General features: G+C 54.0%; 27 protein-coding genes and 1 tRNA gene. 16 read left to right on the forward strand and 12 right to left on the reverse strand.

Going from position 1 to position 22,778, the window contains the following annotated elements; genetic code table 11:
• Positions 1-84: 84 nt before the first annotated feature.
• Positions 85-160: transfer RNA gene (locus tag U9M73_RS02830), tRNA-Ala, on the reverse strand.
• Between the two features lie 132 nt (positions 161-292).
• Positions 293-601: a hypothetical protein gene (locus U9M73_RS02835; protein ID WP_323076201.1), complete on the reverse strand. Its 309-nt coding sequence runs from the start codon at positions 599-601 to the stop codon at positions 293-295.
• A 165-nt stretch (positions 602-766) separates the two neighbouring features.
• Here U9M73_RS02835 and U9M73_RS02840 point away from each other — a divergent pair, with 165 nt between their 5' ends.
• The 4 genes from U9M73_RS02840 (at position 767) to racE (ending at position 3,055) form a co-directional block, all read left to right on the forward strand.
• On the forward strand, positions 767-1,054 hold the full coding sequence (locus U9M73_RS02840; protein ID WP_323076203.1) for a Dabb family protein: 288 nt from the start codon (positions 767-769) through the stop codon (positions 1,052-1,054).
• Between the two features lie 24 nt (positions 1,055-1,078).
• Entirely contained in the window at positions 1,079-1,498 is a 420-nt protein-coding gene (locus U9M73_RS02845) for a DUF86 domain-containing protein (RefSeq protein WP_009222723.1), read from the forward strand.
• Between the two features lie 119 nt (positions 1,499-1,617).
• A complete protein-coding gene (locus U9M73_RS02850; RefSeq protein ID WP_323076206.1) occupies positions 1,618-2,058 on the forward strand; it encodes a YtxH domain-containing protein in 441 nt (146 codons plus the stop codon).
• A gap of 178 nt (positions 2,059-2,236) precedes the next feature.
• Positions 2,237-3,055, forward strand: a complete 819-nt coding sequence (gene racE / locus U9M73_RS02855) for a glutamate racemase (RefSeq protein WP_009222725.1) — start codon at positions 2,237-2,239, stop codon at positions 3,053-3,055.
• A gap of 89 nt (positions 3,056-3,144) precedes the next feature.
• On the opposite strand, the gene U9M73_RS02860 is transcribed toward racE, so the two are convergent.
• Positions 3,145-4,041 (reverse strand): diacylglycerol/lipid kinase family protein, encoded by an 897-nt coding sequence (locus tag U9M73_RS02860; protein WP_009222726.1) that lies wholly within the window; start codon positions 4,039-4,041, stop codon positions 3,145-3,147.
• Between the two features lie 121 nt (positions 4,042-4,162).
• Here U9M73_RS02860 and U9M73_RS02865 point away from each other — a divergent pair, with 121 nt between their 5' ends.
• From U9M73_RS02865 to U9M73_RS02880, 4 genes are all read left to right on the forward strand, one after another.
• Positions 4,163-4,786: a TraX family protein gene (locus U9M73_RS02865; protein WP_323076209.1), complete on the forward strand. Its 624-nt coding sequence runs from the start codon at positions 4,163-4,165 to the stop codon at positions 4,784-4,786.
• 137 nt (positions 4,787-4,923) lie between these two features.
• A complete protein-coding gene (locus tag U9M73_RS02870) occupies positions 4,924-5,163 on the forward strand; it encodes a hypothetical protein (protein ID WP_009222728.1) in 240 nt (79 codons plus the stop codon).
• Between the two features lie 81 nt (positions 5,164-5,244).
• Complete coding sequence (locus tag U9M73_RS02875) at positions 5,245-5,547, forward strand: heme biosynthesis protein HemY (protein ID WP_009222729.1); 303 nt, start codon at positions 5,245-5,247, stop codon at positions 5,545-5,547.
• 36 nt (positions 5,548-5,583) lie between these two features.
• On the forward strand, positions 5,584-5,814 hold the full coding sequence (locus tag U9M73_RS02880; RefSeq protein WP_009222730.1) for a YuzB family protein: 231 nt from the start codon (positions 5,584-5,586) through the stop codon (positions 5,812-5,814).
• Between the two features lie 51 nt (positions 5,815-5,865).
• Here the strand turns inward: U9M73_RS02880 and U9M73_RS22130 are convergent, their stop codons facing one another.
• The 4 genes from U9M73_RS22130 to U9M73_RS02895 form a co-directional block, all read right to left on the reverse strand.
• Complete coding sequence (locus tag U9M73_RS22130; protein WP_407673873.1) at positions 5,866-6,066, reverse strand: FtsW/RodA/SpoVE family cell cycle protein; 201 nt, start codon at positions 6,064-6,066, stop codon at positions 5,866-5,868.
• Positions 5,975-6,394 carry a hypothetical protein gene (locus U9M73_RS02885; protein ID WP_198136148.1) on the reverse strand — a complete coding sequence of 140 codons (420 nt, stop codon included), beginning with the start codon at positions 6,392-6,394 and terminating at the stop codon, positions 5,975-5,977. The genes U9M73_RS22130 and U9M73_RS02885 overlap by 92 nt, the downstream gene beginning before the upstream one ends.
• A 389-nt stretch (positions 6,395-6,783) precedes the next feature.
• On the reverse strand, positions 6,784-8,844 hold the full coding sequence (locus U9M73_RS02890; RefSeq protein ID WP_323076214.1) for an LTA synthase family protein: 2,061 nt from the start codon (positions 8,842-8,844) through the stop codon (positions 6,784-6,786).
• A 60-nt stretch (positions 8,845-8,904) separates the two neighbouring features.
• The gene (locus tag U9M73_RS02895; RefSeq protein WP_323076215.1) at positions 8,905-10,050 is read right to left on the reverse strand and encodes a THUMP domain-containing class I SAM-dependent RNA methyltransferase; all 1,146 of its coding nucleotides are present in this window, start codon (positions 10,048-10,050) and stop codon (positions 8,905-8,907) included.
• 138 nt (positions 10,051-10,188) lie between these two features.
• Here U9M73_RS02895 and U9M73_RS02900 point away from each other — a divergent pair, with 138 nt between their 5' ends.
• Positions 10,189-10,818 carry an O-methyltransferase gene (locus tag U9M73_RS02900; protein WP_009222735.1) on the forward strand — a complete coding sequence of 210 codons (630 nt, stop codon included), beginning with the start codon at positions 10,189-10,191 and terminating at the stop codon, positions 10,816-10,818.
• A gap of 374 nt (positions 10,819-11,192) precedes the next feature.
• Positions 11,193-12,542 (forward strand): lytic polysaccharide monooxygenase, encoded by a 1,350-nt coding sequence (locus U9M73_RS02905; protein ID WP_323076216.1) that lies wholly within the window; start codon positions 11,193-11,195, stop codon positions 12,540-12,542.
• Positions 12,543-12,601: 59 nt separating this feature from the next.
• On the opposite strand, the gene U9M73_RS02910 is transcribed toward U9M73_RS02905, so the two are convergent.
• Positions 12,602-12,952, reverse strand: a complete 351-nt coding sequence (locus U9M73_RS02910; RefSeq protein ID WP_407673969.1) for a winged helix-turn-helix transcriptional regulator — start codon at positions 12,950-12,952, stop codon at positions 12,602-12,604.
• Between U9M73_RS02910 and U9M73_RS02915 the strand changes: the two genes are divergently transcribed.
• From U9M73_RS02915 to pfkB, 4 genes are all read left to right on the forward strand, one after another.
• Complete coding sequence (locus U9M73_RS02915) at positions 12,953-13,699, forward strand: MFS transporter (RefSeq protein WP_323076219.1); 747 nt, start codon at positions 12,953-12,955, stop codon at positions 13,697-13,699.
• Positions 13,700-13,709: 10 nt separating this feature from the next.
• Positions 13,710-13,922 carry a hypothetical protein gene (locus tag U9M73_RS02920; protein WP_323076220.1) on the forward strand — a complete coding sequence of 71 codons (213 nt, stop codon included), beginning with the start codon at positions 13,710-13,712 and terminating at the stop codon, positions 13,920-13,922.
• An 81-nt stretch (positions 13,923-14,003) separates the two neighbouring features.
• Positions 14,004-14,753 carry a DeoR/GlpR family DNA-binding transcription regulator gene (locus U9M73_RS02925; RefSeq protein WP_323076221.1) on the forward strand — a complete coding sequence of 250 codons (750 nt, stop codon included), beginning with the start codon at positions 14,004-14,006 and terminating at the stop codon, positions 14,751-14,753.
• A gap of 7 nt (positions 14,754-14,760) precedes the next feature.
• Positions 14,761-15,678, forward strand: coding sequence for a 1-phosphofructokinase (gene pfkB / locus U9M73_RS02930; RefSeq protein WP_036643846.1), 918 nt, complete (start codon positions 14,761-14,763; stop codon positions 15,676-15,678).
• Between the two features lie 116 nt (positions 15,679-15,794).
• On the opposite strand, the gene U9M73_RS02935 is transcribed toward pfkB, so the two are convergent.
• A complete protein-coding gene (locus U9M73_RS02935) occupies positions 15,795-16,496 on the reverse strand; it encodes a cupin domain-containing protein (protein WP_009222741.1) in 702 nt (233 codons plus the stop codon).
• A 176-nt stretch (positions 16,497-16,672) separates the two neighbouring features.
• Between U9M73_RS02935 and U9M73_RS02940 the strand changes: the two genes are divergently transcribed.
• On the forward strand, positions 16,673-16,894 hold the full coding sequence (locus U9M73_RS02940; RefSeq protein ID WP_323076222.1) for a DUF2905 domain-containing protein: 222 nt from the start codon (positions 16,673-16,675) through the stop codon (positions 16,892-16,894).
• Between the two features lie 152 nt (positions 16,895-17,046).
• Here U9M73_RS02940 and U9M73_RS02945 read toward each other — a convergent pair whose 3' ends face one another.
• From U9M73_RS02945 to shc, 3 genes are all read right to left on the reverse strand, one after another.
• Positions 17,047-18,492: a transposase gene (locus tag U9M73_RS02945; RefSeq protein ID WP_009222856.1), complete on the reverse strand. Its 1,446-nt coding sequence runs from the start codon at positions 18,490-18,492 to the stop codon at positions 17,047-17,049.
• Between the two features lie 200 nt (positions 18,493-18,692).
• The gene (locus U9M73_RS02950) at positions 18,693-19,376 is read right to left on the reverse strand and encodes a DUF559 domain-containing protein (protein WP_323076224.1); all 684 of its coding nucleotides are present in this window, start codon (positions 19,374-19,376) and stop codon (positions 18,693-18,695) included.
• 144 nt (positions 19,377-19,520) lie between these two features.
• Positions 19,521-21,455 carry a squalene--hopene cyclase gene (gene shc / locus U9M73_RS02955; protein ID WP_323076226.1) on the reverse strand — a complete coding sequence of 645 codons (1,935 nt, stop codon included), beginning with the start codon at positions 21,453-21,455 and terminating at the stop codon, positions 19,521-19,523.
• A gap of 143 nt (positions 21,456-21,598) precedes the next feature.
• Between shc and U9M73_RS02960 the strand changes: the two genes are divergently transcribed.
• A complete protein-coding gene (locus U9M73_RS02960; RefSeq protein WP_323076227.1) occupies positions 21,599-22,765 on the forward strand; it encodes an alanyl-tRNA editing protein in 1,167 nt (388 codons plus the stop codon).
• The last annotated feature ends 13 nt before the right edge of the window (positions 22,766-22,778 follow it).

A 22,778-nucleotide genomic window follows, 5' to 3' on the forward strand; every position in this document is an offset into this window, starting at 1 on the left:
CTGATCGTGAATCAGGATCCTCAGGGCGTTTTTCGCCACAGAATTAAAAAAACAGCCCCGAATGGACTGTTATATTTGTATGTATGGTGGAGCCTAGGGGGATCGAACCCCTGACCTCATCGCTGCCAGCGATGCGCTCTCCCAGCTGAGCTAAGGCCCCGTATGAGCGACTTCTTTATTGTATAAAAACGTAGTCAAGCTGTCAATATCCCTTCAGCGAAAAAAATGTGTTCCTCCTCCCATCCAGCCATCCCGGTTACCGAATGGGAGGACCACGCCGGTTTCACGCGGTTTACAATTTGATGCTCGTGATTTTGGCGACCGGGACGATCACCTGCCGACCTGACTCATCGATCATTTCCAGGGCATCGTTATGCACGGTGACCAATGTGCCTTGTATGACGGAGCCCGTCGTCTCAATAGTGATGCTGAGTCCGATCGAGGCTTTCATTTGCTGCCGGGTCGCCGAATCCGGGAAGGAGGCGGCCTCAAGCGCCTGCTCCAGATGCTCCACCCGGCTGGCTAGCAGCTCGAGTTCCGCTTGCAGCAGGCGAATTCGCCTTCGCAGCGGTTCATTTAGCAGAAAGCGCAGGAGGGTCATTGCGATTCACCTCTTTTCCCTCTGATTCTCGTCTCTAGTAAATGAGACAATATATCATATGAAGCTAGATTGATAGAGTTTCGGGTGGGGCTTACTTTCCGGCGGATACCCTTTATGTTATGCTGAAATGAGATACGGAATCGTTAATAAGGAGAAGGATGAACTATGATCAAGCATATCGTATTGTTTAAATTGAAGGATGCATCCCCGGAAAATGTGGCACGTACGGTTGAAGTGCTGCGCGGCATGCAGGGCAAAGTGGAGCAGCTCAGAAGCCTTGAGGTTGGCACCGACGTGATCCGTTCCCCCCGTTCCTATGACATTGCGCTCATTGCTACCTTTGATTCGCTTGTGGATTTGGAAGGATATCAAGTTCATCCGGAGCACAAGAAAGTGATTGAGCACATGAACGAAGTACGTGAGAGCCAGGTCGCAGTCGATTTCGAATTTTAGGCTGGACCGAAGGAGGGAACCCCCGTGTATTATGTAAACCGGGAACAAATCGAACGCAGACTGGACATGCTGCCGGAATTGCTGCAAGCCCTTCGTGAATCGGCGGAGGCAAGCTCATCCCTGCTGGGGCGTTATGCGGAGGAGCGGGCGTTGCATTTGGCTCTGGAAATCGTGACGGACGTCGGCAGCTATTTAATCGACGGGTTTATCATGCGTGACGCCAGCAGCTATGAAGACATTGTTGACATCCTCTTGGATGAAACCGTAATTGATGCGAAACTGCACGCTACGCTCATCGAGCTGGTTCGGCTGCGGAAACCGTTAGTTCAGGAATATTTTGCTTGGGATCGCCAAGAGGTCGAAGGACTAAGGGGGCGGCTGCCCGAGGCTTTGCAGGATTTTTCGGCAAATGTGCTGAAGTATTTGGATCAGGAAGGCGTCTAATCTAAGACGGACAAGCCCAAAAATTATTCCTTACAAGTGTGACCGGACAGACCATTGCTGCTTATAATACATTATCGATATGGGCATTCGCGGAGAAAGCCAAAAAGGAGAGATGAGTCGTGAGCAAAGGAAACAAAGGTTGGATATGGGGGGCAGCCATCGGCACGGTTGCCGGTGCGGTAACGGCGCTGTTATTTGCCCCTAAAGCCGGGAAAGAGCTGCGTAAGGATATTGCCAACGGGGCTCGTCAAGTCGGAGAGAAGACGCAAGAGGCTGCCGAGAAAGTCTCGGAGCAAAGCACCGTTCTTGTCGGTAAGGTGAAGGAAGCCGCTGAAGTGCTGATCAGTGAAATCCAAAGCCGTCGTTCCGAAAAGACCACCGATGAAGATGAGGTAATTGCTCGAGTCTCCGAATTTGCAGATGAGGATGAGGAGACTGCGGCCGAAGAAGAGACAGTGGCCCTTGGCGTCGTATCGGAAGAAGAAACGACGGAAGCCGGTGAACCGGTGGCTGCAGCTTTGGAAGCGGCGGCAACTTCCGACAACGAGGAAGGCCAATAATTCGATCGGCTGTCCACAGCGATCGCCCGAAAAAGACCCGCTCCCGGGTCTTTTTCCCGTTTTCTCCGCCCTTGCGGGTTTTCTTGCACTACAAATTGAGTTAAGATTTAGGTACCCTCTGTGATGCGAAGTCATAAAGTAATGAGAAGGATTTTACACTAAACATAAAGGAAGCGGTATGTTCGTGCAGCAAGCTATCGCCATATTAGACTCGGGAGTGGGAGGCCTCACCGTCTGCAAGGAAGTGATGAGGCAGCTTCCCAGAGAGAAAATCATTTACTTCGGCGATACGGCCCGGGCTCCTTACGGTCCAAGGTCGCCCGAGGAAGTCCGCTTGTTTACCGAGCAAATCGTCGATTATTTAATCCAGTTCCATCCGAAAATGATTGTCATTGCCTGCAACACTGCAACAGCGGCTGCACTCGATTTCATCAAGGCCAAGGTTGATATCCCTGTAATTGGCGTCATTCATCCTGGTGCACGGGCAGCGATCAGCGAGACGAAGACCGGAAAGGTTGGCGTCATCGGGACGGTGGGTACGATCCGAAGCGGGGCCTATACGGTGGCGTTACGTGAGTTGAATCCGCAAACCGAAATCGTCAGCGAAGCTTGTCCTGAATTTGTTCCGTTGGTAGAGCATGGGTTGTATGAAACGAAGGAAGCGCTGCATGTGGTCGAGAGATCTCTTCGGGAGATGAAGAAGCAGCCTATGGACTGCTTGATTCTAGGCTGTACCCATTATCCGTTCTTGAAGGACCCCATCCAACGTGTCATGGGGCCGAACGTGAAGTTAATCAGTTCTGCGGATGAAACCGCCCGCGAAATCAGCACCATCCTGCATCAACGGGGGTGCTTAGCTCGCGGCAACGGTACTCCCGTGCATCAGTTCTTCTGCAGCGGGGATGCCGAAATGTTCCGCAAGATCGCCAGACAGTGGTTGGGCGAGCAAGTCGAGCTGAGTCCCATCGTTTGGCAGGTATCCAGCCCGGTGAGGTAAACAATCAAAAAACCTTTGGGGGAGCTTAAAAATCCCGCCCAAAGGTTTTTTTGAACCACGTCATAGTTCGTCACGCTGTACCGTTCCCGTTACGGGCGAATGATCCGAATGGAGCCGGGTTCCAAGGAAGCGCGAAGCGGCGTGGTTGCCACGTGCTCCCCGTCACCTAAAGCAAGGCGCGGCAGAGAGCTGGAAATCGTAATGTTTTGGCCCTTCAGCATCGTTACGAAGGAGAGCTTCGTATGACCTCCAAACAATACGGTTGGAAATAACAGGAGCAGCTTCAGCTTGGAGCAATCGTGCACGACGCACAGATCGAGCATTCCGTCATCCGGCTTGGCGTCCGGACAGATGGTCATTCCCCCGCCATAGCTGGAAACATTATTTATTGCTGTCAGCCAGGCTGACTCGAACCGGTAAGTAGTTCCGTCACATTCGAGCGTTAACGGTCCGGGACGATAGGTTAGAAGGGTATGAAAAATGCCGATGATATAAGCTAACCTGCCAAGTCCAATCGCGTTGCATATTTTTTTGTAGCGGCTGTTGTTGACATTGTTGGCAACCTGAGCGTCAAAGCCGACAGCCAGTGCGGTCAATGTGCTGTCTCCATCGATGGAGATGAGATCGGCCGCCGTTGACCGGCCGCTCAGCAGCACCTTCAGTGCGCCGCCTACCCGGCGCGGGATGCCGAATCCACGGGCGGTGTCATTGCCCGACCCGGCGGAGAATACGGCCAGCGGCACGCCGGAGTGGCGCATTGCGGGCAGCAGGCTATGGATCGTGCCGTCGCCTCCGATTACGCCCACCGCGCGCCAAGGCACTTCCCCGGATAGCTTGGCCTGAAGGAATGTATGCGCTTGCTCGGCGCTTGTTGTGTAGACGTGCTCGTAAGGAATACCAAGCCGTTGCAGCTTTTTGCTGATTTTATTCCAACCCCGGCGGCCTTCGCCGTTACCCGCATTTGGATTGACGATAAACAAATACATGATGACTCCCCTATCTATGATGGCAACACCAATTTGGCATAGTTTCAGTCTACTGAAGTTTGGAAAAAATGAAAATCAAAATTTTTTAAACCCCTGTCGATCGACGAAAGGAGTGTAGGCCGTGCAACTGATCGCCATGATCACCATGCTGATCGACCATGTCGGGCTGCTGTTTTTTCCCGGAGATGTACTGTGGCGGATTATCGGACGAATTGCCTTCCCGATCTATGCCTACGCGCTGGTCCAGGGTTATCAACACACCTCCAATTACCGGAAGTACGCTTTACGGTTGTTACTGATTGCTGTACTTTCGCAAATTCCTTATCAGCTAGCCTTCGATACGAACGGTCTAAATGTTGTGGCGACCTTGTTTGTCTCTTTATTGGTTCTGCGCATGCTGGATTCATCGAAACCGGGGCCGCTGTCCGCGATCATTATCGCCGGTGTCTGCGTGATCATGGAGGTACTTCCGTTTGATTATGGCGCTTACGGCCTGCTGCTGGTGCTGATCTTCAAATTTGCCAATCAAGGAAAAACGGTGGCGATGCACTTGCTCCTGAACCTCGTGTATCTGTTCGCCTACGGCTGGGTGATTCAGCTGGCCAGCATCCTGCCGACGCTGGTGATTGCCTACGGGCCGGGGCTGTGGCGAAAGCTCGAAGCCTGGCGGCTGCCCCGCTGGGTGTGGAGAGCTTTTTATCCTGCGCATTTAGTGGTGCTGGCGATCTTGGTGTACCTGTTGTAAAGAGAGAATGGAGCAAAGTTTGGGGGTGGAAAAATCCGGGGTTTGTCTCGGATTTTTTTTATTGGGCCATGAACCATGGTACAATAGGGTATCCTAAGTAGCAGCGCAACACTTACGCCGAAACGGGAGGGATGGAAATGAAATGGAAAAGCTGGTGGTCGCTTCGTCGTTGGTCCCATATTTTTCGCCGGACTCTCCCGCTGCTCACTTCGGGCAACATTCCGCTTACCGATAAGCTGTTGCTGGTCGTGCCGGCGCTTGCTTATTGGGTTCTGCCGGATGTGCTGCCGTGGATTCCGATCGACGACATGGCGGTGACGATGCTGCTGATGGATTGGTTTGTGACCCGGGCAGAGCGGAAATATCCGGGTGCTTAGCGTTGAGCCTTGCTTGTTGAGCTGTGTTTCTTTACAATAGGAATGTTAGGGGAAGCCATTTTGTGCGATAGGAGAGATCATATGAGAGTCAAAATTACCCGCAATGCGGCGAAAGTGATACAAAAGGAACTGGCCAAGGAAGAAAACCAAGGGTTGACGCTGAAGGTATTCATCACCCATTCTCATGGCGACCATGCTCACTACGGCCTGGATTTGGTCAAGCCTACCGAGAACGACCAAATCGTCAAGACCGATAAGGACATCGATGTCATCGTGGAAGGAACGGATCCGTTGTTGGATGGCGTGAAGATCGATTATTTGTATTTTCCGGAGGAAGGCTTCGTGATTACCAACCCTTCCAAAGGCAATCACGGGGATCACTAAGCTAAGCTTTAGCTAACGATAAAGAAGGGACCTGGCATGGCTAACGATATTCGGATTTGCGATAAATGCAATCATATCCGCATGAAGACGTTTGTACCGAAGCTGCAAAAGCTCGCGCCGGATGCCGAGATCAAAATCGGCTGCAAATCGTATTGCGGTCCGTGCGGCAAAAGAGCGTTCGTATATATCAACGGCAGATACGTCAGCGCACCGACAGAGGACGAGGTGCTGGCGAAGGCTGCGCCTTTTGTGAAGAAACCGAAGTAAGGGAAGGAATTGAAACCGCCGGAGCTGGGCTCCGGCGGTTTTTTAAGGGTATCAGCCGTTTCGGATTCTGCCTTTTAAGCTAATCATGTCTTTCCTGCGATAGACACTGTAGATGAGGCCGATGGCAGCTAACTGAGCCAACAACTGGCTTCCTCCATAACTAAGAAAAGGAAACGAAACTGCAGAAATCGGGAGCAATCCCAGCGACATGCCCATGCTCCAGAATAAAGCTCCAAGTCCGGAAATGAGCATTTTCCCATAAGTATCGCTGGCGCAGCAAAAATCCGAGCAGCCGATCGTGACTGCGTTCGCTTAGCAGCATCGGCAAGAGGTAGGCCGCTGTGACGAATGCCAGGTAAGCGGCTGCCCAGGGACGTGCATACCTGGAGATGGCTAACATGAAGGTGAACGTGGCGGCATATAGCAGAAGGCTTGCAGACGACGGAATGGATGCAAACAGCAGTAAAGGAAGGACACCGAGTAGAATGATTTTCCCTAAAGCCTTCCCGTACCCCTCATTCTTCTCGACCCTGGACAGCAGTCCGGCTGCCGCGATGATAAAGAGATAGGGGCAGAGCACTTTAATACTTATCCCTCCGAAAATATAACCCCGAACGCCATTGATCTGCTGGCTCCAAAGATGGGCAGCCCAAATAAGACCTACCGATAATCCATAAATCATCCAAGGCCTTAAAGCGGGAAAGAGCGACGCTGGCGACACTCCATTTCGTTCTTCCCGATAACGGTAAAAAAGTTCGCTATATCGGCCAATTTACGTAACTGACCGAGAATAACGGACTTTTTTGGCTCTATCTAACGGTAGTATAGCTCCAAATGGCGATTTAGCCAACTGTCCACGAAAATAACACCATAAAAGGGCGCTATTTCGCGATATGATCAACAATTGGACGAAATAACGCCCTATATTACCGCTATTCCACTCGCTCGCGTTGCTCGCCGCGCGGCCCCTTAATCCTCCTTGCGGAACGTCGCAATCAAATCGGAAGTGATGATTTCGTCTGAGATGCGCAGGCGCTTCATCGCTTCTTCGTGCGGAGCGCGGCATGCCTCGATCTCGGTAGCGTTCCGGCTGGTTAAGTCGTAGCAGCTGCCATTCGTGAACAAGTTATCGTCGGACGGAATGTAGTACCGCTCGCCGTCCGTAAACGCGCCTGAGCGCAGCACGACCAAACGATCCAGCGCGTGGTCATTTCCGGTGCCGGCAAACAGATTATGCCCCATCATGTAGTAGGAATCCGAGGAAATGCCCAGCAGATGCAGCAGCGACGGCGCCAAGTCGAGCTGACCGGCAGGCTCCTCGTAGACGCCGGCGTGCTGGCCGTCCGGCAGATGGATGAGCAGCGGCACCTGATTCATGATTTGGTGCATATCGAGATCGCTTAGCGACTTGCCGAAGAACTGCTCATACACCGTTTTGTCGGTGATCGAGTTGTCGTGGTCCCCGTAAAATGCCAAGATCGTATGCTCCCACAAGCCTTCTCGCTTTAGGCCCTCCACGAACTCCCCAAGCGCGGCATCCACGTAATGCACGGCCTGCAAATAATCGCCGAAAATAGTGCCTTTGAACTCACCGGTATCCAGTTCCTGTACCGCAGCCGGCAGCGAATAGGGATGATGGCTCGATAAGGTGATCATAAACGAATAAAAGGGCTGTTTCTCCTGAGCCATGATCGTGAGCGACTGCCGGAAGAAGGATTTGTCCCCCAGCGACCAGCCCAGGGGCTCGTCCAGTTGGAAATCTTTTTTGCTGAAAAACCGGTCGTAGCCCATCGCTTGATACATATTGTTACGGTTCCAGAAGCTGCCCTCGTACGCATGAAAAGCATCGGCGGTATAGCCGGCTTGCGTCTTCAGAATCTGCGGCAGCACGTCGAACGTATGGTTCGGGTAACGGACAGCAACCGAGCCTGTTGGCAACGGATGCAGGGAGCTGTTGGAGGAGAAGTCCGCATCCGAGGTGCGCCCTTGACCCGTCTGATGATAGAAATTCGAGAAATAAAGGCTCTCATCCATTAGCTTGTTGAAGTTCGGCGTGATTTCTTGGCCGCCAATGGTCTTGCCGATCATGAAATTCATAAAGGCTTCGGCCTGAATGACGATCACATTGCTGCCGGCGTACGCCCCAAACAGGTCATTATCCGCATGGCGGCGCTGGCTGGCTTCACTGAACCACTGGCGGATCTCATCCTGCTCCTCGGCGCTGACCGTTTGGACGCCTCCGAGATGCTCCTTGAGGAACCGGCTCGTATCATAGTAATGGAAGCCTAGCAAGCCGGTCACATTGTATAAGGAGACGTTCCACCAGTTGTTTTCGAACAGCCCCACCGCCCAGGTTTGGGTATAGAAGCGAATGGGCCCCATCGTGAGCGCAAAGCCGAGCACAAAGACGCCGATCCCCGTATAGAGGCGGCTGAATCGGCGCCAGCCGACCGAGCGGCGGGCGGTGCCGCCGAAGGAAACGGGCGCGAAGGAGCCGCCGCCCAGGCCGGTGTAGGCGTTGTAGCCGCCGGAGCTGCGAAGCCAACCTGATTGACGGCGGCTTCCGCCACCGCGTATCAAGCGCCGGACAGCCTTAAACGCCGCCCAAACGGCCCAATCGGCGATAAGCCACAGATCGGCTACGCGGATCAGCTCGCGAATGCTTCCGCCCAGATCCCCGACTTGTCCGGCCTGCAGCAGGACGGGCACGGTCAGAAAATCGCCGAAATAGCGGTAATAGATCAAATCGGCGAAGATGAGTACGGTGAGCAGCACGTTTAGCACGCCTAACGCGATCCCTCTGCCACGCGGGGGCAGCCACAACGTCCAGAACGAAGCCAGTAGGATGGAACCGACGGCGATCAGATCGTCCAGCAGGTTCATGTCGATATAGCGGGCGTGCAGATTATTATGCAAAATGACAAGTTTCATGAAGATGGCGGCCACAAAAAAGAAATAGACGAAATGGCGGTACTGCAGCCGAATGCTGAATCGACTGCCGAAACCGCGAGGAGATGTCAAACGCAGCATGACGACATGTCAGCTCCTTTCCTTGCAAAGGTGTAAAAGGGAGAGACCCTCCCTCTGCACCTAATGGCGCGGAGGAAGGGGCCCAAGATACTGCAAATATTGGCATTCGATACGCCCGTTGTACAGCTTGCGGCGCTTGTCCGCTTTGCGCTGGAAGTCGTGCTCGAACTGCTTGGTCGGAGTCAGCGCGAAAAAGGACCATGTCGGCAGTCCGGCCATCACTCTCCCAAGCTGGGCGATCAGCTTGCGCACTTCCTTCTCTTCACCAATCCGCTCTCCGTAAGGCGGGTTGGTGATCATCACGCCGTAATCGCCCTGCGGCTGGATCTTGGCGGCAGGCATGCAGGCGAACCGGATTTCGTTCGCCAGCCCGGCGCTTTTGGCCGCGGCTTTGGCGATTTCGATCGCGGCCGGGTCAATGTCGCTGCCTGCGATGTTCAGCGGCACGTCATCCCGTACCGCGTCAATCGCCTCGTCGCGCGCTTGCTGCCACAGCTCTGGCGGTACAACCGGCCAAAGCTCGGCGTTAAACGTGCGCCGCAAGCCCGGCGCGATGTTCCAGCCGATCATCGCCGCCTCGATCGGCAGCGTCCCCGAACCGCAGCACGGGTCGTAGAACGGGCGCACCGGGTTTTGATTCCAGCGGCTGAGCAGGATCATCGCCGCCGCCATCGTCTCCTTGAGCGGTGCTTCGGTCGCGTGCTTGCGGTAGCCGCGCTTATGCAGCGCCGGACCGGTGGTATCCAGTGTCAGCAGCGCCTTGTCGTTGAGCAGGTTCACTTCGATCACGTAGCGCGGTCCGGTTTCTTCGAACCACTCGGTATGATAGGATTGCTTCAGCTTTTCGACAATTGCCTTTTTAACAATCCCCTGACACGCCGGCACACTGCTGAGCTGCGATTTGTGCGAGCGGCCCTCCACCGGAAACTCCCCGTTGGCCGGGATAAAATCCTGCCAAGGCAGTGCTTTGGTACCCTCAAACAGCTCGTCAAAGGTGACGGCAGTAAACTCGCCCATTTTGATGAGGACGCGGTCCGAGGTTCTGAGCCACAAATTGCAACGGCAAATGTCGATCAAATCTCCGGTAAAATTCACCCGGCCGTTCTCCACAGCCGTATCTTCATAACCTAATTCTTTTAATTCACGCGCCACCACGGCTTCCAGGCCCATCGGGGCGGTTGCGATCAGTTGCAAAGGTCCAGCCATATTTACGTCAATCACTCCAGCTTCGCATAGACTTGTGAGAATAGCGGAAAAACCATACAATTCAGTATAGGCCAATGTCCAACAAGTTACAAACGGTTCTTCGATTAAGGAATGAACGGATGAAAGGAAGATTAATCCATGCTGACACCGGAAGAATACGGTGATGAATTATATGCCAAGGATGAAGTGCTGGAACGGGTGACCGAATCGATCGCAAACCATGGGATGCGGGATGTGTCGATTGCACCGGGATATGGGCGGCTGCTGACGCTGTTAGTTAAGCTGGCTGGAGCCAAATCCGTGCTGGAGATCGGTGCGCTGGGCGGGTACAGCGGCATCTGCATGGCGCGGGGATTACCTGCGGACGGGCGGCTCGTGTCCCTGGAGCTGAAGGAGGAGAACGCCGAGCTGGCGCGGAGCAATTTGCAAGAAGCTGGATTCGGGCAGATGGTGGAATATATGGTAGGCCCCGCGCTGGACAGCTTGCATACCTTGGAGCAACGGGGGGAGCGGTTTGATTTCTTTTTGATTGATGCGGATAAGGAAAACTACCCGAACTATCTCGAATATGCGATCAAGCTGGCGAAACCGGGGGCGCTGATTGCCGGCGACAATATCCTGCTGCGCGGTCGGACGTTAAATCCGGACAAAAACGGGCCGTCGGTGCAGGCGATGCGCAGGTTCAACGAGATGATCGCCCGAGACGAGCGGCTGATCAGCACGCTGCTGCCGGCGTATGACGGGCTGGCGCTGGCGATGGTGAAATAAGGCATCCGACAAGAAACATAAGATAGACAAGAACCTGCTGGAATGGCGGGTTTTTTGATGTGGCAAGTTGCCAAGAATGCACTATTTTTTACAAAAAATAAATAATTGTTCACAAAAATGCAGCAAATCGTGTATAATTTGGACATCAGCAATATTCCCCATAATTAACATCCTCTTCTATTCTTGTTAATTCCCTTCATGATCTCACGGCGAAATGAACTTACGGTATAAGCTCCTTTGGGGGTTTATATATACTTCCTTCAGAAAGGGGGGCGTTTAGGGTTCCTGCAGAAGGTATGTAGAAGGTAGAATCTGAAATGCACAGCCAAGGATCAGACACAAGGCACATTTCCAATTTCAAAGGAGGGACAAGCATGACTTCAACACGGCTAGCACAATCGTTAGTTTTGAAGGCGCTTACTTCTTTGTTGGTCATGGTGATTGCTGGAATCGGAATGATCCTGTTATCGGAACAAGCTTCGGCCCACGGCTGGGTGGACGGGCCGGCAAGCCGGGCGATCTTGTGCAAAAACGGCCAGAATACGGACTGCGGTGCGATCGTGTACGAGCCTCAAAGCTTGGAAGCGCCCAAGGGCTTCCCCAATTCCGGCCCGGCGGATGGGAAGATCGCCAGCGCAAATGGAGCTTTCCCCAAACTTGATGAGCAGTCGGCTAACCGCTGGACCAAAGTGAACATCTCGGCTGGTACGAACACCTTCACCTGGAAATTTACCGCTCCCCATGCTACGGCAAACTGGAAATATTACATGACGAAGCCGGGCTGGGACCCTAATGCCCCGTTAACGCGCAATTCCTTTGATCTGACACCGTTTTGCACGGTTAACTATGGCGGTGTGCAGCCTCCGTTTACGTATTCGCATACTTGCAACGTACCGGCGCGGACAGGGTACCATGTCATCTTAGCCGTTTGGGAGATCGCCGATACCGCGAATGCCTTCTACAACGTAATTGACGTGGATTTTGGCGGCGGCAATTCAGGGGACACGACCGCTCCAACGGCGCCGACTGATCTGACGGCTACGGCGGTCACCTCGAACTCGGTTACGCTGGGCTGGAACGCCTCCAGTGATAATGTTGGCGTCACCGGCTATCGGATTTATAACGGCAGCAACCTGGTCGCCACTGTATCGGGATCGACGCTTAGCCATACCGTGACCGGGCTGAATGCGAACACGTCCTACACGTTTACCGTCAGGGCGGTGGATGGAGCGGGCAACAGCTCCTCGCCCAGCAATTCGGTGACGGTGACGACAAGCCCGGCCGCTAACGATCCCGAGGCTCCTTCGGCTCCCGGCAACCTGCATGTCATGGGGACAGCTACGTCCTCCAGCGTGACGTTAATGTGGAATGCTTCCAGTGACAATGTGGGTGTAACAGGCTACCGGATTTATCGCGGATCCACCTTGTCCGTCACTGTGCCTGGGACGCAGACCAGCTTTACGGTAACGGGACTTAGCGCTGCGACTTCGTATACGTTCACCGTTCGTGCGATTGATGCGGCCGGCAACGAATCGGCAGCCAGCAACGCGGTGCAAGTGACGACAGCGTCAGCCCCCGCCGCGCAGCCTTGGGCCCCCAATACCGCTTATGCGGTAGGGGAATTGGTCAGTTACAACGGGGCGATCTACGAATGCCGCCAGGCCCATACTTCCCTAGTAGGCTGGGAGCCGCCGAACGTACCGGCTTTGTGGCTGCTGAAATAACCTGAATAACCTAAAATCCCTCGGCTTGCCGCCGAGGGATTTTTTTTTTCGCCGGACATTTAGTTGTCATGGTGCTGAACAGGGGGGTTATTCCATCTGGCTGCCCAATTTTCCATCTCCTTCAGCGCACTCTGGAAATCGAGGCCTTTAGGAGTTAGCGAATATTCAACCGTGACGGGGACGGTGGGGAAGACCTGGCGGTGAACGATGCCGCTCTTCTCCAAATGACGCAATGTGTCGGTCAATGACTGCGTCCGGACGATGGACAAGGCGCGCCGAAGTTCCTGGAACCGTTTCGGTCCTTTAGACAGCTCGAACATGACAAGAAACGACCATTTCGCCCCAAGAATTTGCAGCACAGAGCAGATATTGCCGAATTCGTCGTCGTTACGTTCCCAAAACTTAACGATATGGATGCTAACGCTTGGCGTCTTTCTAACCGCGACCTCAGAGCTAACCGTCTCAGGGGTGATCAGCCAGATTGCGGGGGATTTTGGTATTACATTAGGCCTTGCCGGGCAACTGTTCACGGTTTTCTCATTGGCTTATGCCATCGGGACCCGCTGCTGATTTCCCTCACGTCACGTTGGGATCGCAAAAAGCTGCTTCTCTATGCTCAGCTTGCCTTTATCGCCGGCTGCCTCGTGGCTTGGGTGAGCCCGAATATCGCCGTGCTGATGATCTCGCGCGTGATCTTAGGAGCGAGCTCGGGCGTGTTCCTTGTCGTTTCCTTTGCGGCGGCTGCCAAAATCATCGCTCCGTACAAAATTGGAAGTGCCATCAGCACCCTGGTTCTGGGTTTCAGTCTTTCCATGATATTGGGCGTTCCGATTGGGATCGCCATCGCCGATTGGTTGAACTGGAAAGCGATCTTCTTGTTGCTTGGTCTGATCAGCGCCGGAGTCGCCTGGTTGATTACCAAGCTGCTGCCACCTATAGAAGGGGATGCGCCTGTACCTTATTTTCAACAGTTTAAGGTGCTGGGGAGCAACCCGCACGATTGCGGCAGGGCTAATTGCACAAACCGCGGCTTTGACCGTTTTACCTTTCACGGCGGGAGCGGTTTTTCCTGGGATTGGCTTTATCGGTTTGATGGTTGTAGCCATGTTTATGACCGGGCCGGCGATCCAAAGCTATTTTATTCAACGTTCGCCTGAATCTTCCGGTATGGCACTGAGCATCAATACGTCCATGACCCATATTGGTTTGGCTGCGGGGGCCGGGACCGGGGGAGTGCTGTTCCAGCAGGTATCGACGCTTCACTTCCACCCTTGGTTGGCAGCTACGATGGTGGGGATCGGGCTAGGTATTGCATATGTCGGATTTGCAGGGGAACGGAAGCGGCGTTCACAACTTGTGATGAAGGATGATAGAATTTGATTGAAAATGATTGATTATGATAGAATATGATTGATTTTTGCGTAGGATATGATACGATGGTTGGAGTTGGGAGGGGGAACGATGTTAACCGAAGAAAGACATCGCCGGATTCTGGGACGGTTGCAGGAGGTAGGCACCGTTAAGCTTCAGGAGCTCTGCGTCTTGCTTGAAGCGTCCGAATCCACCGTAAGGCGCGATTTAGCCGATTTGGAAGAACAGGGGCTGCTTCGCAGAGTGCACGGCGGTGCGACGCTCCCGATGATGCCCGGAGGCTTGGAGCCGGGGATGGTGGAGAAGTCCGCCGTCAATCTCCCGCAAAAGCAGCAAATTGCTGAAATGGCGTCCGGCTTGGTACGCAGCGGGGAGGCGATTTATCTGGATGCGGGAACGACGACGTTGGCCATGATCCCTTATCTGCGAGGGAAATCGATCACCGTCGTGACGAACGGCTTGCCGCAAGTGGAGGCGCTGTTGGAGGCGGACATTCCGGCTTATCTGCTCGGAGGTCTGGCCAAAAAACGCACGAAAGCCCTAGTCGGCCACCTGGCGTTGGAGCAATTGGCACATTTTCGGTTTGACCGGTGTTTCCTTGGGGCGAATGGGGTTCATCCCGATGCGGGGTATACGACGCCGGATCCGGAGGAAGCTGCGTTAAAACGCCGCGCTCATGAGCAGTCCTCCCTAACGTATGTACTTGCCGATTCCAGCAAAATCGGGAACATTGCCTTTGCCAAGATGTTCGAGTTGGAGCGGGCGACGCTTATTACGGAGCAGGTTCCGGAACGCTGGCGCAAGCCCATCACGGAAATCACAAACCTAATTGGAGGATAAACCCATGATGATCTATACCCTCACTTTAAATCCTTCCATTGACTATATCGTGGAGGTTGACGACCTGCAGCTTGGCGGACTTAATCGTATGAAACGGGACCTGAAGCTCCCCGGCGGGAAAGGTCTTAACGTCTCCCGCGTTCTAAAGCGGCTTGGGGCGGACACGACCGCTATGGGGTTTCTTGGCGGCTTCACCGGTGATTTTATTGAAGCAGCTTTACAGAAGGAGGGGATTCCTGCCGATTTTGTACGCATTCGCGGCGGAGAGACCCGTATCAATGTTAAGCTCAAGCATGGCGAGGAAACCGAGATTAACGGCGGAGGGCCGCCTATCACGGCGGAAGAAGCGAATGCCTTGGTGGAGAAGCTGTCCATCTTGAGGGAAGGCGACCTGATCATTTTGGCCGGCAGTCTGCCTTCAACGCTTCCCGGTGATTTCTATGAACAGCTGATCCGGATGTGCCAAAAGCAAGGGGCTGAGTTCGTCATCGACACCACGGGTGAACCGCTGCGCCGGGCGCTGGCGTACCACCCGCTGCTTGTGAAGCCGAACCATCATGAACTGGCCGAGCTGTTTGGCGTCGTGATTGAGACCCGGGAGCAGTTGATCGCTTACGGCCGCAAGCTGCTGGAAGAAGGGGCACAGCACGTGTTGATTTCGATGGCCGGGGAAGGCGCTCTGCTGATCAGCGGCGACGAGGTTTACCATGCGAACGTCCCACCCGGCAAGGTGCGCAACTCGGTTGGCGCCGGCGATTCGATGATCGCCGGATTTACGGGGATGCTCGCCTTGGGCGGAGACTTGATGGAGGCGTTCCGGGCCGGCGTTGCCTCGGGCAGCGCCACCGCTTTTTCCGACGATTTGGCCGAGCGCGGGCTGATCGAGGAGCTTCGGACGCAGGTGAGTATTGAGAAGATTGGATAAACCCGGAACCCCTAAACCTAGGGTATATCAAGATTAAGACCCCCAAGTTTCGCTTGGGGGTCTTGTTATCCACACTAAGAAATTTGATGGAATGCTTGGAGTTCTCTCCGCTGCCTTTAGGGTCCGTCGTGGTACAAATGCGCCCAGCCGTTGCCAATGACCTGCGGACGACGGGGATTGCCGTCGCTTTGCTGGTAAGGCCGCAGCCCGTAACCCTGGTTATACGGCGGATGATAGGAATGTGACGCAGAAGTCTGTTGCGCCTGGAATTGCGGGTTCGGTTGATGACAGCCTAGCGGAGGACCGATGATTACGGTTTGATTCAGCGGTGCGAACGCGGCTCTCACTTTTTCAACATCCAGGCAATAGGTGTGGGCGAACGCTTCAGGCGGAGTTAGCCGCAACATATCGGAAGCGGGAATGATCTCCGGAATCGGCTGATCAAAAATAGCCAGAAAACGCGTCCCATCCATCGTCGCGGTGTCATAATGCCACCAGCCTTGCGGGACGCTGGTCGCCCAACCGGGACGGGTGGGGTAGTGTTTCAGTTCTTTGGTAAACGGGTTGATGATCGAGACGACGACTTCACCCGAAATGCAATACACCAGCTCCGAGGCGTTTTGGTGAATATGCATTTCGATGACGTTACCTTTGTCGAGGTAGGTATCCAATAACGACATATTGCCCAGCGTATTTAGCTGCTGAATGGATAGTGTGTTGATGAAGTTACGTTGATCCTTGCGGAATGTCGTGTTCCGGTTGACGTCGAACGTGAACTGTGCGTTTGGTGACGTGAAATCCATATAAGAAACCGCCATGTTGTTCCCTGCCTTTCCGATGTATAGGCGCTATTGCTTCTACAGAATATCTATGTTTGAAATCTGGTTGATATGTATGTTTTGGGGAATCTTATAGGAGCCCTCGGGTTTGCATTTTCGGCAGACGGTTTGTATCATGAGGTCAAAACAGCATTTACATTAAAGGAGACGGGTTCATGAGTAACGTTCCGAAAATACTGATCGTTGCCGGTGCGGTTCTTATCGTGATTGGCTTGCTGTGGATGTTCTTGGGGAGGTTTTTGCAACTGGGGCGGCTTCCGGGGGATATTGCGGTCGAACGCGGCAATTTTCGGTTCTACTTCCCGATCGTAACGTGTATCGTGCTCAGTGTCGTGTTCTCTATAATCATGGCCGTGATTCGGTGGTTTATGAAGTGATCCATCTAGGGGGGAGACCCTCCATCCAAGAACTGGCTGCTTGGCTGTTCGCTTCTGCCGCCTCCATAAAACTGCAAAAGAAGTCAATTTCATAATTCAATTTATTAGCTACTGCAGGTAACCAATTTCGAGGTGTACATTTTCAAAAAAAGTTACGCGGCTTGTTTGGTCAAACGGATGTTCATGTTCAAATAATCCAGCGCATATTTAGACACATTGTACGCTAGGTAACTTAGTTCGAGATCGACGAACGCACGTTTTTTGAGCCTTCGTGTAGTGCCCATGCCAAAGTATAACTTCAGATATGCAAAGACGCGTTCAATAGCGGTCCGCTGCTTAAACAATTCGGCAAACTTCTCGCTTCCCCGGCCAGGTGCTGTGTATTTGCGGACGTCGGTTTCTATCCGGATTTTATACACCTTCTGGCAACCTGTAGCTTGCAGCGGACATTCCTTGCATTCTTTCGGACGGGTAAATTTCACGTTGCCCCCCTTGGGGTCGTAGCTGTCATAACGGTACGGATGGCCTTGTTCACACAGCGGACGATAATATTTGTCTTCCTTCAAAGGCAGTTTGGTGCGGTGAATTAACGGGATAATCGGAAAAGCACCTAACTTGCGGATTTGTCGGTATACCGCTTCGCCGTCATAGCCCTTATCAGCCAAAACGTGCTTAACCTGCAGATCCGGAAATCGCTCCTGAAGTCGCTTCAGCAGCATAATGGCCGGTCTCTGGTCACTGACATGAGCGGAGCAGGTCTCGCCGGCAACAATATATTGGCTTGCCGTGTCGACGAGCAGATTCGCCTTGTACCCGTACCAGAATTTCACGCGGTGGGTGCCTCGCGGATCGCCTTTTGCGCCAGTGCTTGGGTATTGCGGCATATCGCGGGCGAGTTCTTCGTAACTGGCTGGCAACATGTCGGCTACTCCCCGTTCGAAGAAACCAAGCGACGCTTCGTAAGCATCCATTTGCTTCCGCCACTCGTCCCATTCCGCTTTCGGGATTCTCCCGCGTTTGGAACGTTTGGGCTTCTCCGGCTTGGCTTCCTGGGACGGCGTGCATGTGTCCGCGGAGAACAAGGCAGGGTCTTCGTCAACGAGAGGGCTGGAAGAAGTCGTCGTCTTCCCTTCATCCAGCTTCGAATTTCGGTCGAAGGCCTCAATGTGGGACGAATCTATTGCCAGAACCTCACCCGAAAGAAACCCTGCGGCAATTGCCTGGTCTACCACTGTATCCAGAACGTGTCTCAGTACGCCGCTTTGAGCCAGCCTGGCTACAAGGCGGGAATAGGCGGCTTCACTCGGTACCCGGTCCGAATCGGTAAAGCGGCATAACCTTCTGAATTCGGAGCTGGTTCGCAGACGCTTGATCAGATCTTTCGTATAGCGGATATGTTCCAGTTTTCCAATAATGAGGGAATACATCATCGCTCTGGTATTTAAACTTTCGGAGCGGCCGCGGGTACTTTTTTTGCTAACGGCATGCAGGATGATCCCCATGGGGACGTGTTCCAGAATGGCACTGTATTTTGCCTCATCCGCCATTCCCATTAATTCCTCGAAGGAAAATAGCTCTGCTTGTTGAATACCATACATGGGAGTACTCCTTTCTCGTGGTTGGTGTGGTAACCTTTACTTCGAGATTTTGGGGAGGTACTCCTTTTTTACATGCTGAAAAACCTTATCCCACAAGGGGTTACAAATTATGAAATTGACTTTTTTTGCAGTTTTATACTTCGGCGGCCTGCCAGTGATGAAATTTGCAGGGAGGGAGGGGTACTCCCCTCAATCTCCCCCTATAACCGCAAAATCGCATCCTTATGGAGTTCGTACTTTGTAACGTGCTTTCCTTCCGGTCCTGCGACTGCGAGGAGAACCCCTTTCGCGCTTAACGATTGCAGCGTACGTACAGCGGTCCGATGATTGAGGCCCAGGTGGGTCTCAACATCCACGGGTCGCAGCGGCCGGGCAAGCGTGCAGGCTAGGCGCAAAATCTCCCGCTCCCTTAGCGTAAGCGGATCGGCGGGGGAAGCGGCCGGCAAGTAGCGGTTGAGCACCATACGAAGCAGGGTGACGCACAGTTCCGGCCGGTTGGCGACATCATCGTAGGCGAAAGAAATCACCTGAAACCCCATCGCGGCCAAAAACGTTTCCCGGTTCAGCTCATAGCAATACTTTTGCCTGTCCATATCTTTGACATGGGGGCCATAGCCTTTAATTTCAATAACCAGCTTGACCGGCCCAGCTAACCAAACGAAATCGCAAAAATAGGACAATCCCCTCCAGTCCAACACTTCGTACTCCGGGTGCAGCCCCTCGAAGTTACCTTGAACCTCCCACCACACCTTTCGGCAAAAGAGCTTTTCGGCCTCTCGATGCCCGCGTTCCAAACGTCCTTTGCGTTCACCGGTCCTACGCTTCAGGTGCTCCTCAATAAATGCGGCGTGCGCTTGTTCAAACGCCATCTCCGTTCCCATCATTCCATCCCTCCCAGGAAAAAAAGAAAACGCCCCGGCTCCATCAACCTAAATGGATCGGGACGTTCTTCGTCTTATGGCCATTATACCTGGCAGAAGACGTCTTGGAAACTATCTTATTCGCAGCCTGTGTCGTGAGGGACAGATTCACCGCTCAGGCGAACTGTCCCCATATTTGTTGACGTAATGCGAAAGGGCCAAAAGCGGCCAGATATATCGATAGCTGTGATAGTGCACGTAAAAATAACCCGGCAACCCGGCTCCCGTTGGATAAGTGGAGGGCCAGTCATCCTCATGCAATAGCGCGATCAACCGGGCAACGCCTCGCTCGATCTCCGGCGCCCGCCGATCGTGGACGGCGATCAGCGCATCCAACGCCCAGGCGGTTTGGGACGGCGTGCTGGCATGGAGCGGGACGTATCGTCTCACCTGATCGCTGCGGCACGATTCGCCCCAGCCGCCATCTGCATTTTGGATGCGGATCAGCCAGTTAGCCGCCTTGGCGATGCCCGGGTGATCGGCGGGCATGCCCACGGCCATCAGCCCGGTGAGTGCCGCCCAGGTCCCGTAGATGTAACAGATCCCCCAGCGACCATACCAAGAGCCGTCCGCCTCCTGATGGCTCAGCAACCAGTCAGCCCCGCGGGCAACCCAATCCTGCCGAACGCTCAGCTTGGCGAAGTTACCCAAATACTCCAGCGTCCTTCCGGTCAAGTCCGCTTCGGAAGGATCCGTGGCTGCGGATTTCGCCCCTTCAATCGCCAGCCAGGTGAGCATTTCTTTGTTGGTGTTTTTTTCGAAAGCGGGCCAGCCGCCGTCGTTATTTTGCATCGACCAGACCCAGTTGAGCCCGCGGTTCCATGCGTCTAAGACCGCAGGTTCGCTGCCGTGTAAGGCAGATAGGGAACGGAGGGCGGCGGTGGTGTCGTCAACGTCAGGGACGAACGTATTTGTCTCCGAGAAACCCCAGCCGCCGGGTACGATGCCCGGATTATGAATCTGCCAATCGCCGGGGCGGCGATGCTGACTGCTCCGCAGGTAATCGGCGGCCCGTTGAATGGCCGGATGGGAAGATGAAACCCCTGCTTCCTGTAAAGCGTAGGAGATCAACGCGGTATCCCAAACGGTGGAAGGGGAGTTCTGGATCGTGACATAGCGGGTTCCCCATTGGCCGGTGCTGTCCACCGTAAACTTCATCTGAGATAACCCTTCAACCGCACGTTGGATCACCGGATGCTGCGGTTCGTATCCCAGCGCCAGCAAGGCGAACACCATCAGCACAGTACAGCTGGCGTACGTGTACAGCGTCCCGTCGCTTTCAATCCGATCCAGCATGTATTGCTCGGCTCGGTTTACAGCAGCTTGCCGGATGCGCCGAGGTGTACCTACCAGATGCGCCAGCCCCGATTGGATGAGCTTCAGCGGTTCCCGGCTTTCCGGGGTTAGCGTGAGCGGGTCTTCCTCCCCGTTGCGGGCGTCGAGAAACAGCTCACTTAAATCGGGCGTCCGCACCGATCTGGTGCGAAAGTTTCGCTCGGCCATGATCAGAAGCGGCACGAGATGAACTCGCGAATATCCGGAGAAATCATAAAAGTTCAGGGGTAACGATTCGGGCAGCAGCAGGATTTCGATGGGGATGAGCGATAAGGAGGCCGGCCATTTTCTTTGTCCAGTGGCGGCCAGGATGGCTTTGGTGAGCAGGCTTCGCGCTTGACCAATGCCGCCCCGATCCAGGATATATCGTTTCGCCCGTTGGATCGGTTCATCCTCCGGCCGGCTGTATCCGGAGCACAGCAAGGCGTAGTATGCCTCAACCGTAGCGGACAAATGGCCCTCCTTGTCGTCATGATACCATCGCCAGCAGCCCTCCGGCTGCTGGGCGGCGACGATGCGATCGTGCAGCTGTCGGATCAATTCCTCCTTGTCGACATTTAACGTACGAAGGAGAATGATCGTGCACGCGTCAATCGTGATGCCGTTTTCGAAGCAAAAGCGCCACGAACCGTCCGGCTCCTGCCGCTGAATCAGTTCCTCGGATAATCGTTGTATTTCTTCCCGGATCTCGCCGTTGCTCAGTGCCATCCTTGCTCCCTCCCTTTACCTGTCACCTCATTATATGAGTGGGGGATGGTGTAAAGTCCGGCGATAATTCGGTATAGTAGGATGGAAGAAGTTTGGTGATGAGGATCCTATAGACCGTTACCTAAAAGAGAGGGAACCAAGTGATGACGACAAGACTTTATTTTGACGATGCCTATTTAACCGATTGGACCACCCGCGTCAAGGACAAGCTGGAGCGGGAGGACGGCGTTTACGTCGTGCTGGAAGAGAGCGCCTTTTACCCCCATGGGGGCGGACAGCCCAACGATACCGGAAGGATTGGCGGGATTCCTGTTCTGGATGTGATTAGTGAAGGCGATGAGGTGCTGCATAAGGTGGAGCGTTTCCCAGAGGAGGCCCAGGTGCGCTGCGAAATCGACTGGAACCGCCGGTTTGACCATATGCAGCAGCATAGCGGACAACATCTGTTATCTGCGGTTTGCCGCGAGCTTTATGAGGCGATGACCTTGAGCTTTCACCTGGGTGAAGATTATTGCACCATCGATGTGGACCGGCCCGAGCTGTCATCGGAACAGCTGGAAGCCATTGAACGCGAAGCAAACCGCCATATCTATTTGAATCACAAAATCTCCGGCTACTTTGTCACGCAGGAGGAGGCGTCCCGACTGCCGCTCGTGAAGCCGCCGAAGGCGGTGGACCGCGTCCGCATCGTCGAGATGGAAGATGTGGAGTACAACGGTTGCGGAGGTACGCATGTGGCGGCGACCGGCGCGATCGGGATGATTAAGCTGCTGAAGACCGAGAAGCAGAAAGGGAATGTCCGGATCTTTTTCAAATGTGGATACCGAGCCTTAAGAGAGTTTCAGGAGCAGCAACATATCTTAGGCTCCATCACCGCCAAATTAAGAACAGGCCGGGACAGCATTCTAGAGCGCCTCGACAAATGGGAGGACGAGCAGAAGCGACTGCAACGGGAGTTCAATACGTTAAAAGAAGCGATGGACGAAATGACCGTTCGTGAGTTGCTTACCAAGCGGGAAGGCGGGATCATTGCGCAAATTTTCGCGGACAAGTCCTTGAAGGATTTGCAGAGCCTCGCACAAAAGCTGACGGCGCATAGTGATGCAGCGGTCCTGCTGGCAACGGAAGCCGAGCAGAAGGTGGTGCTGGCCCATAACGGCAGCCGTTCGCTGTCCTGCGGCGCATTCTTCAAGGAGCATCTCTCTGCATACGGAGGCAAAGGCGGCGGCAGCGACAAGCTGGCACAGGCCGGATTCAGCAGCTGGGAGGATGCGCTCACATTTTATGAGTTTGTTAAACAAGGGCTGTAATGAAAAATACCGG

The sequence above is a fragment of the Paenibacillus phoenicis genome (assembly GCF_034718895.1).
Taxonomy (GTDB): domain Bacteria; phylum Bacillota; class Bacilli; order Paenibacillales; family Paenibacillaceae; genus Fontibacillus; species Fontibacillus phoenicis.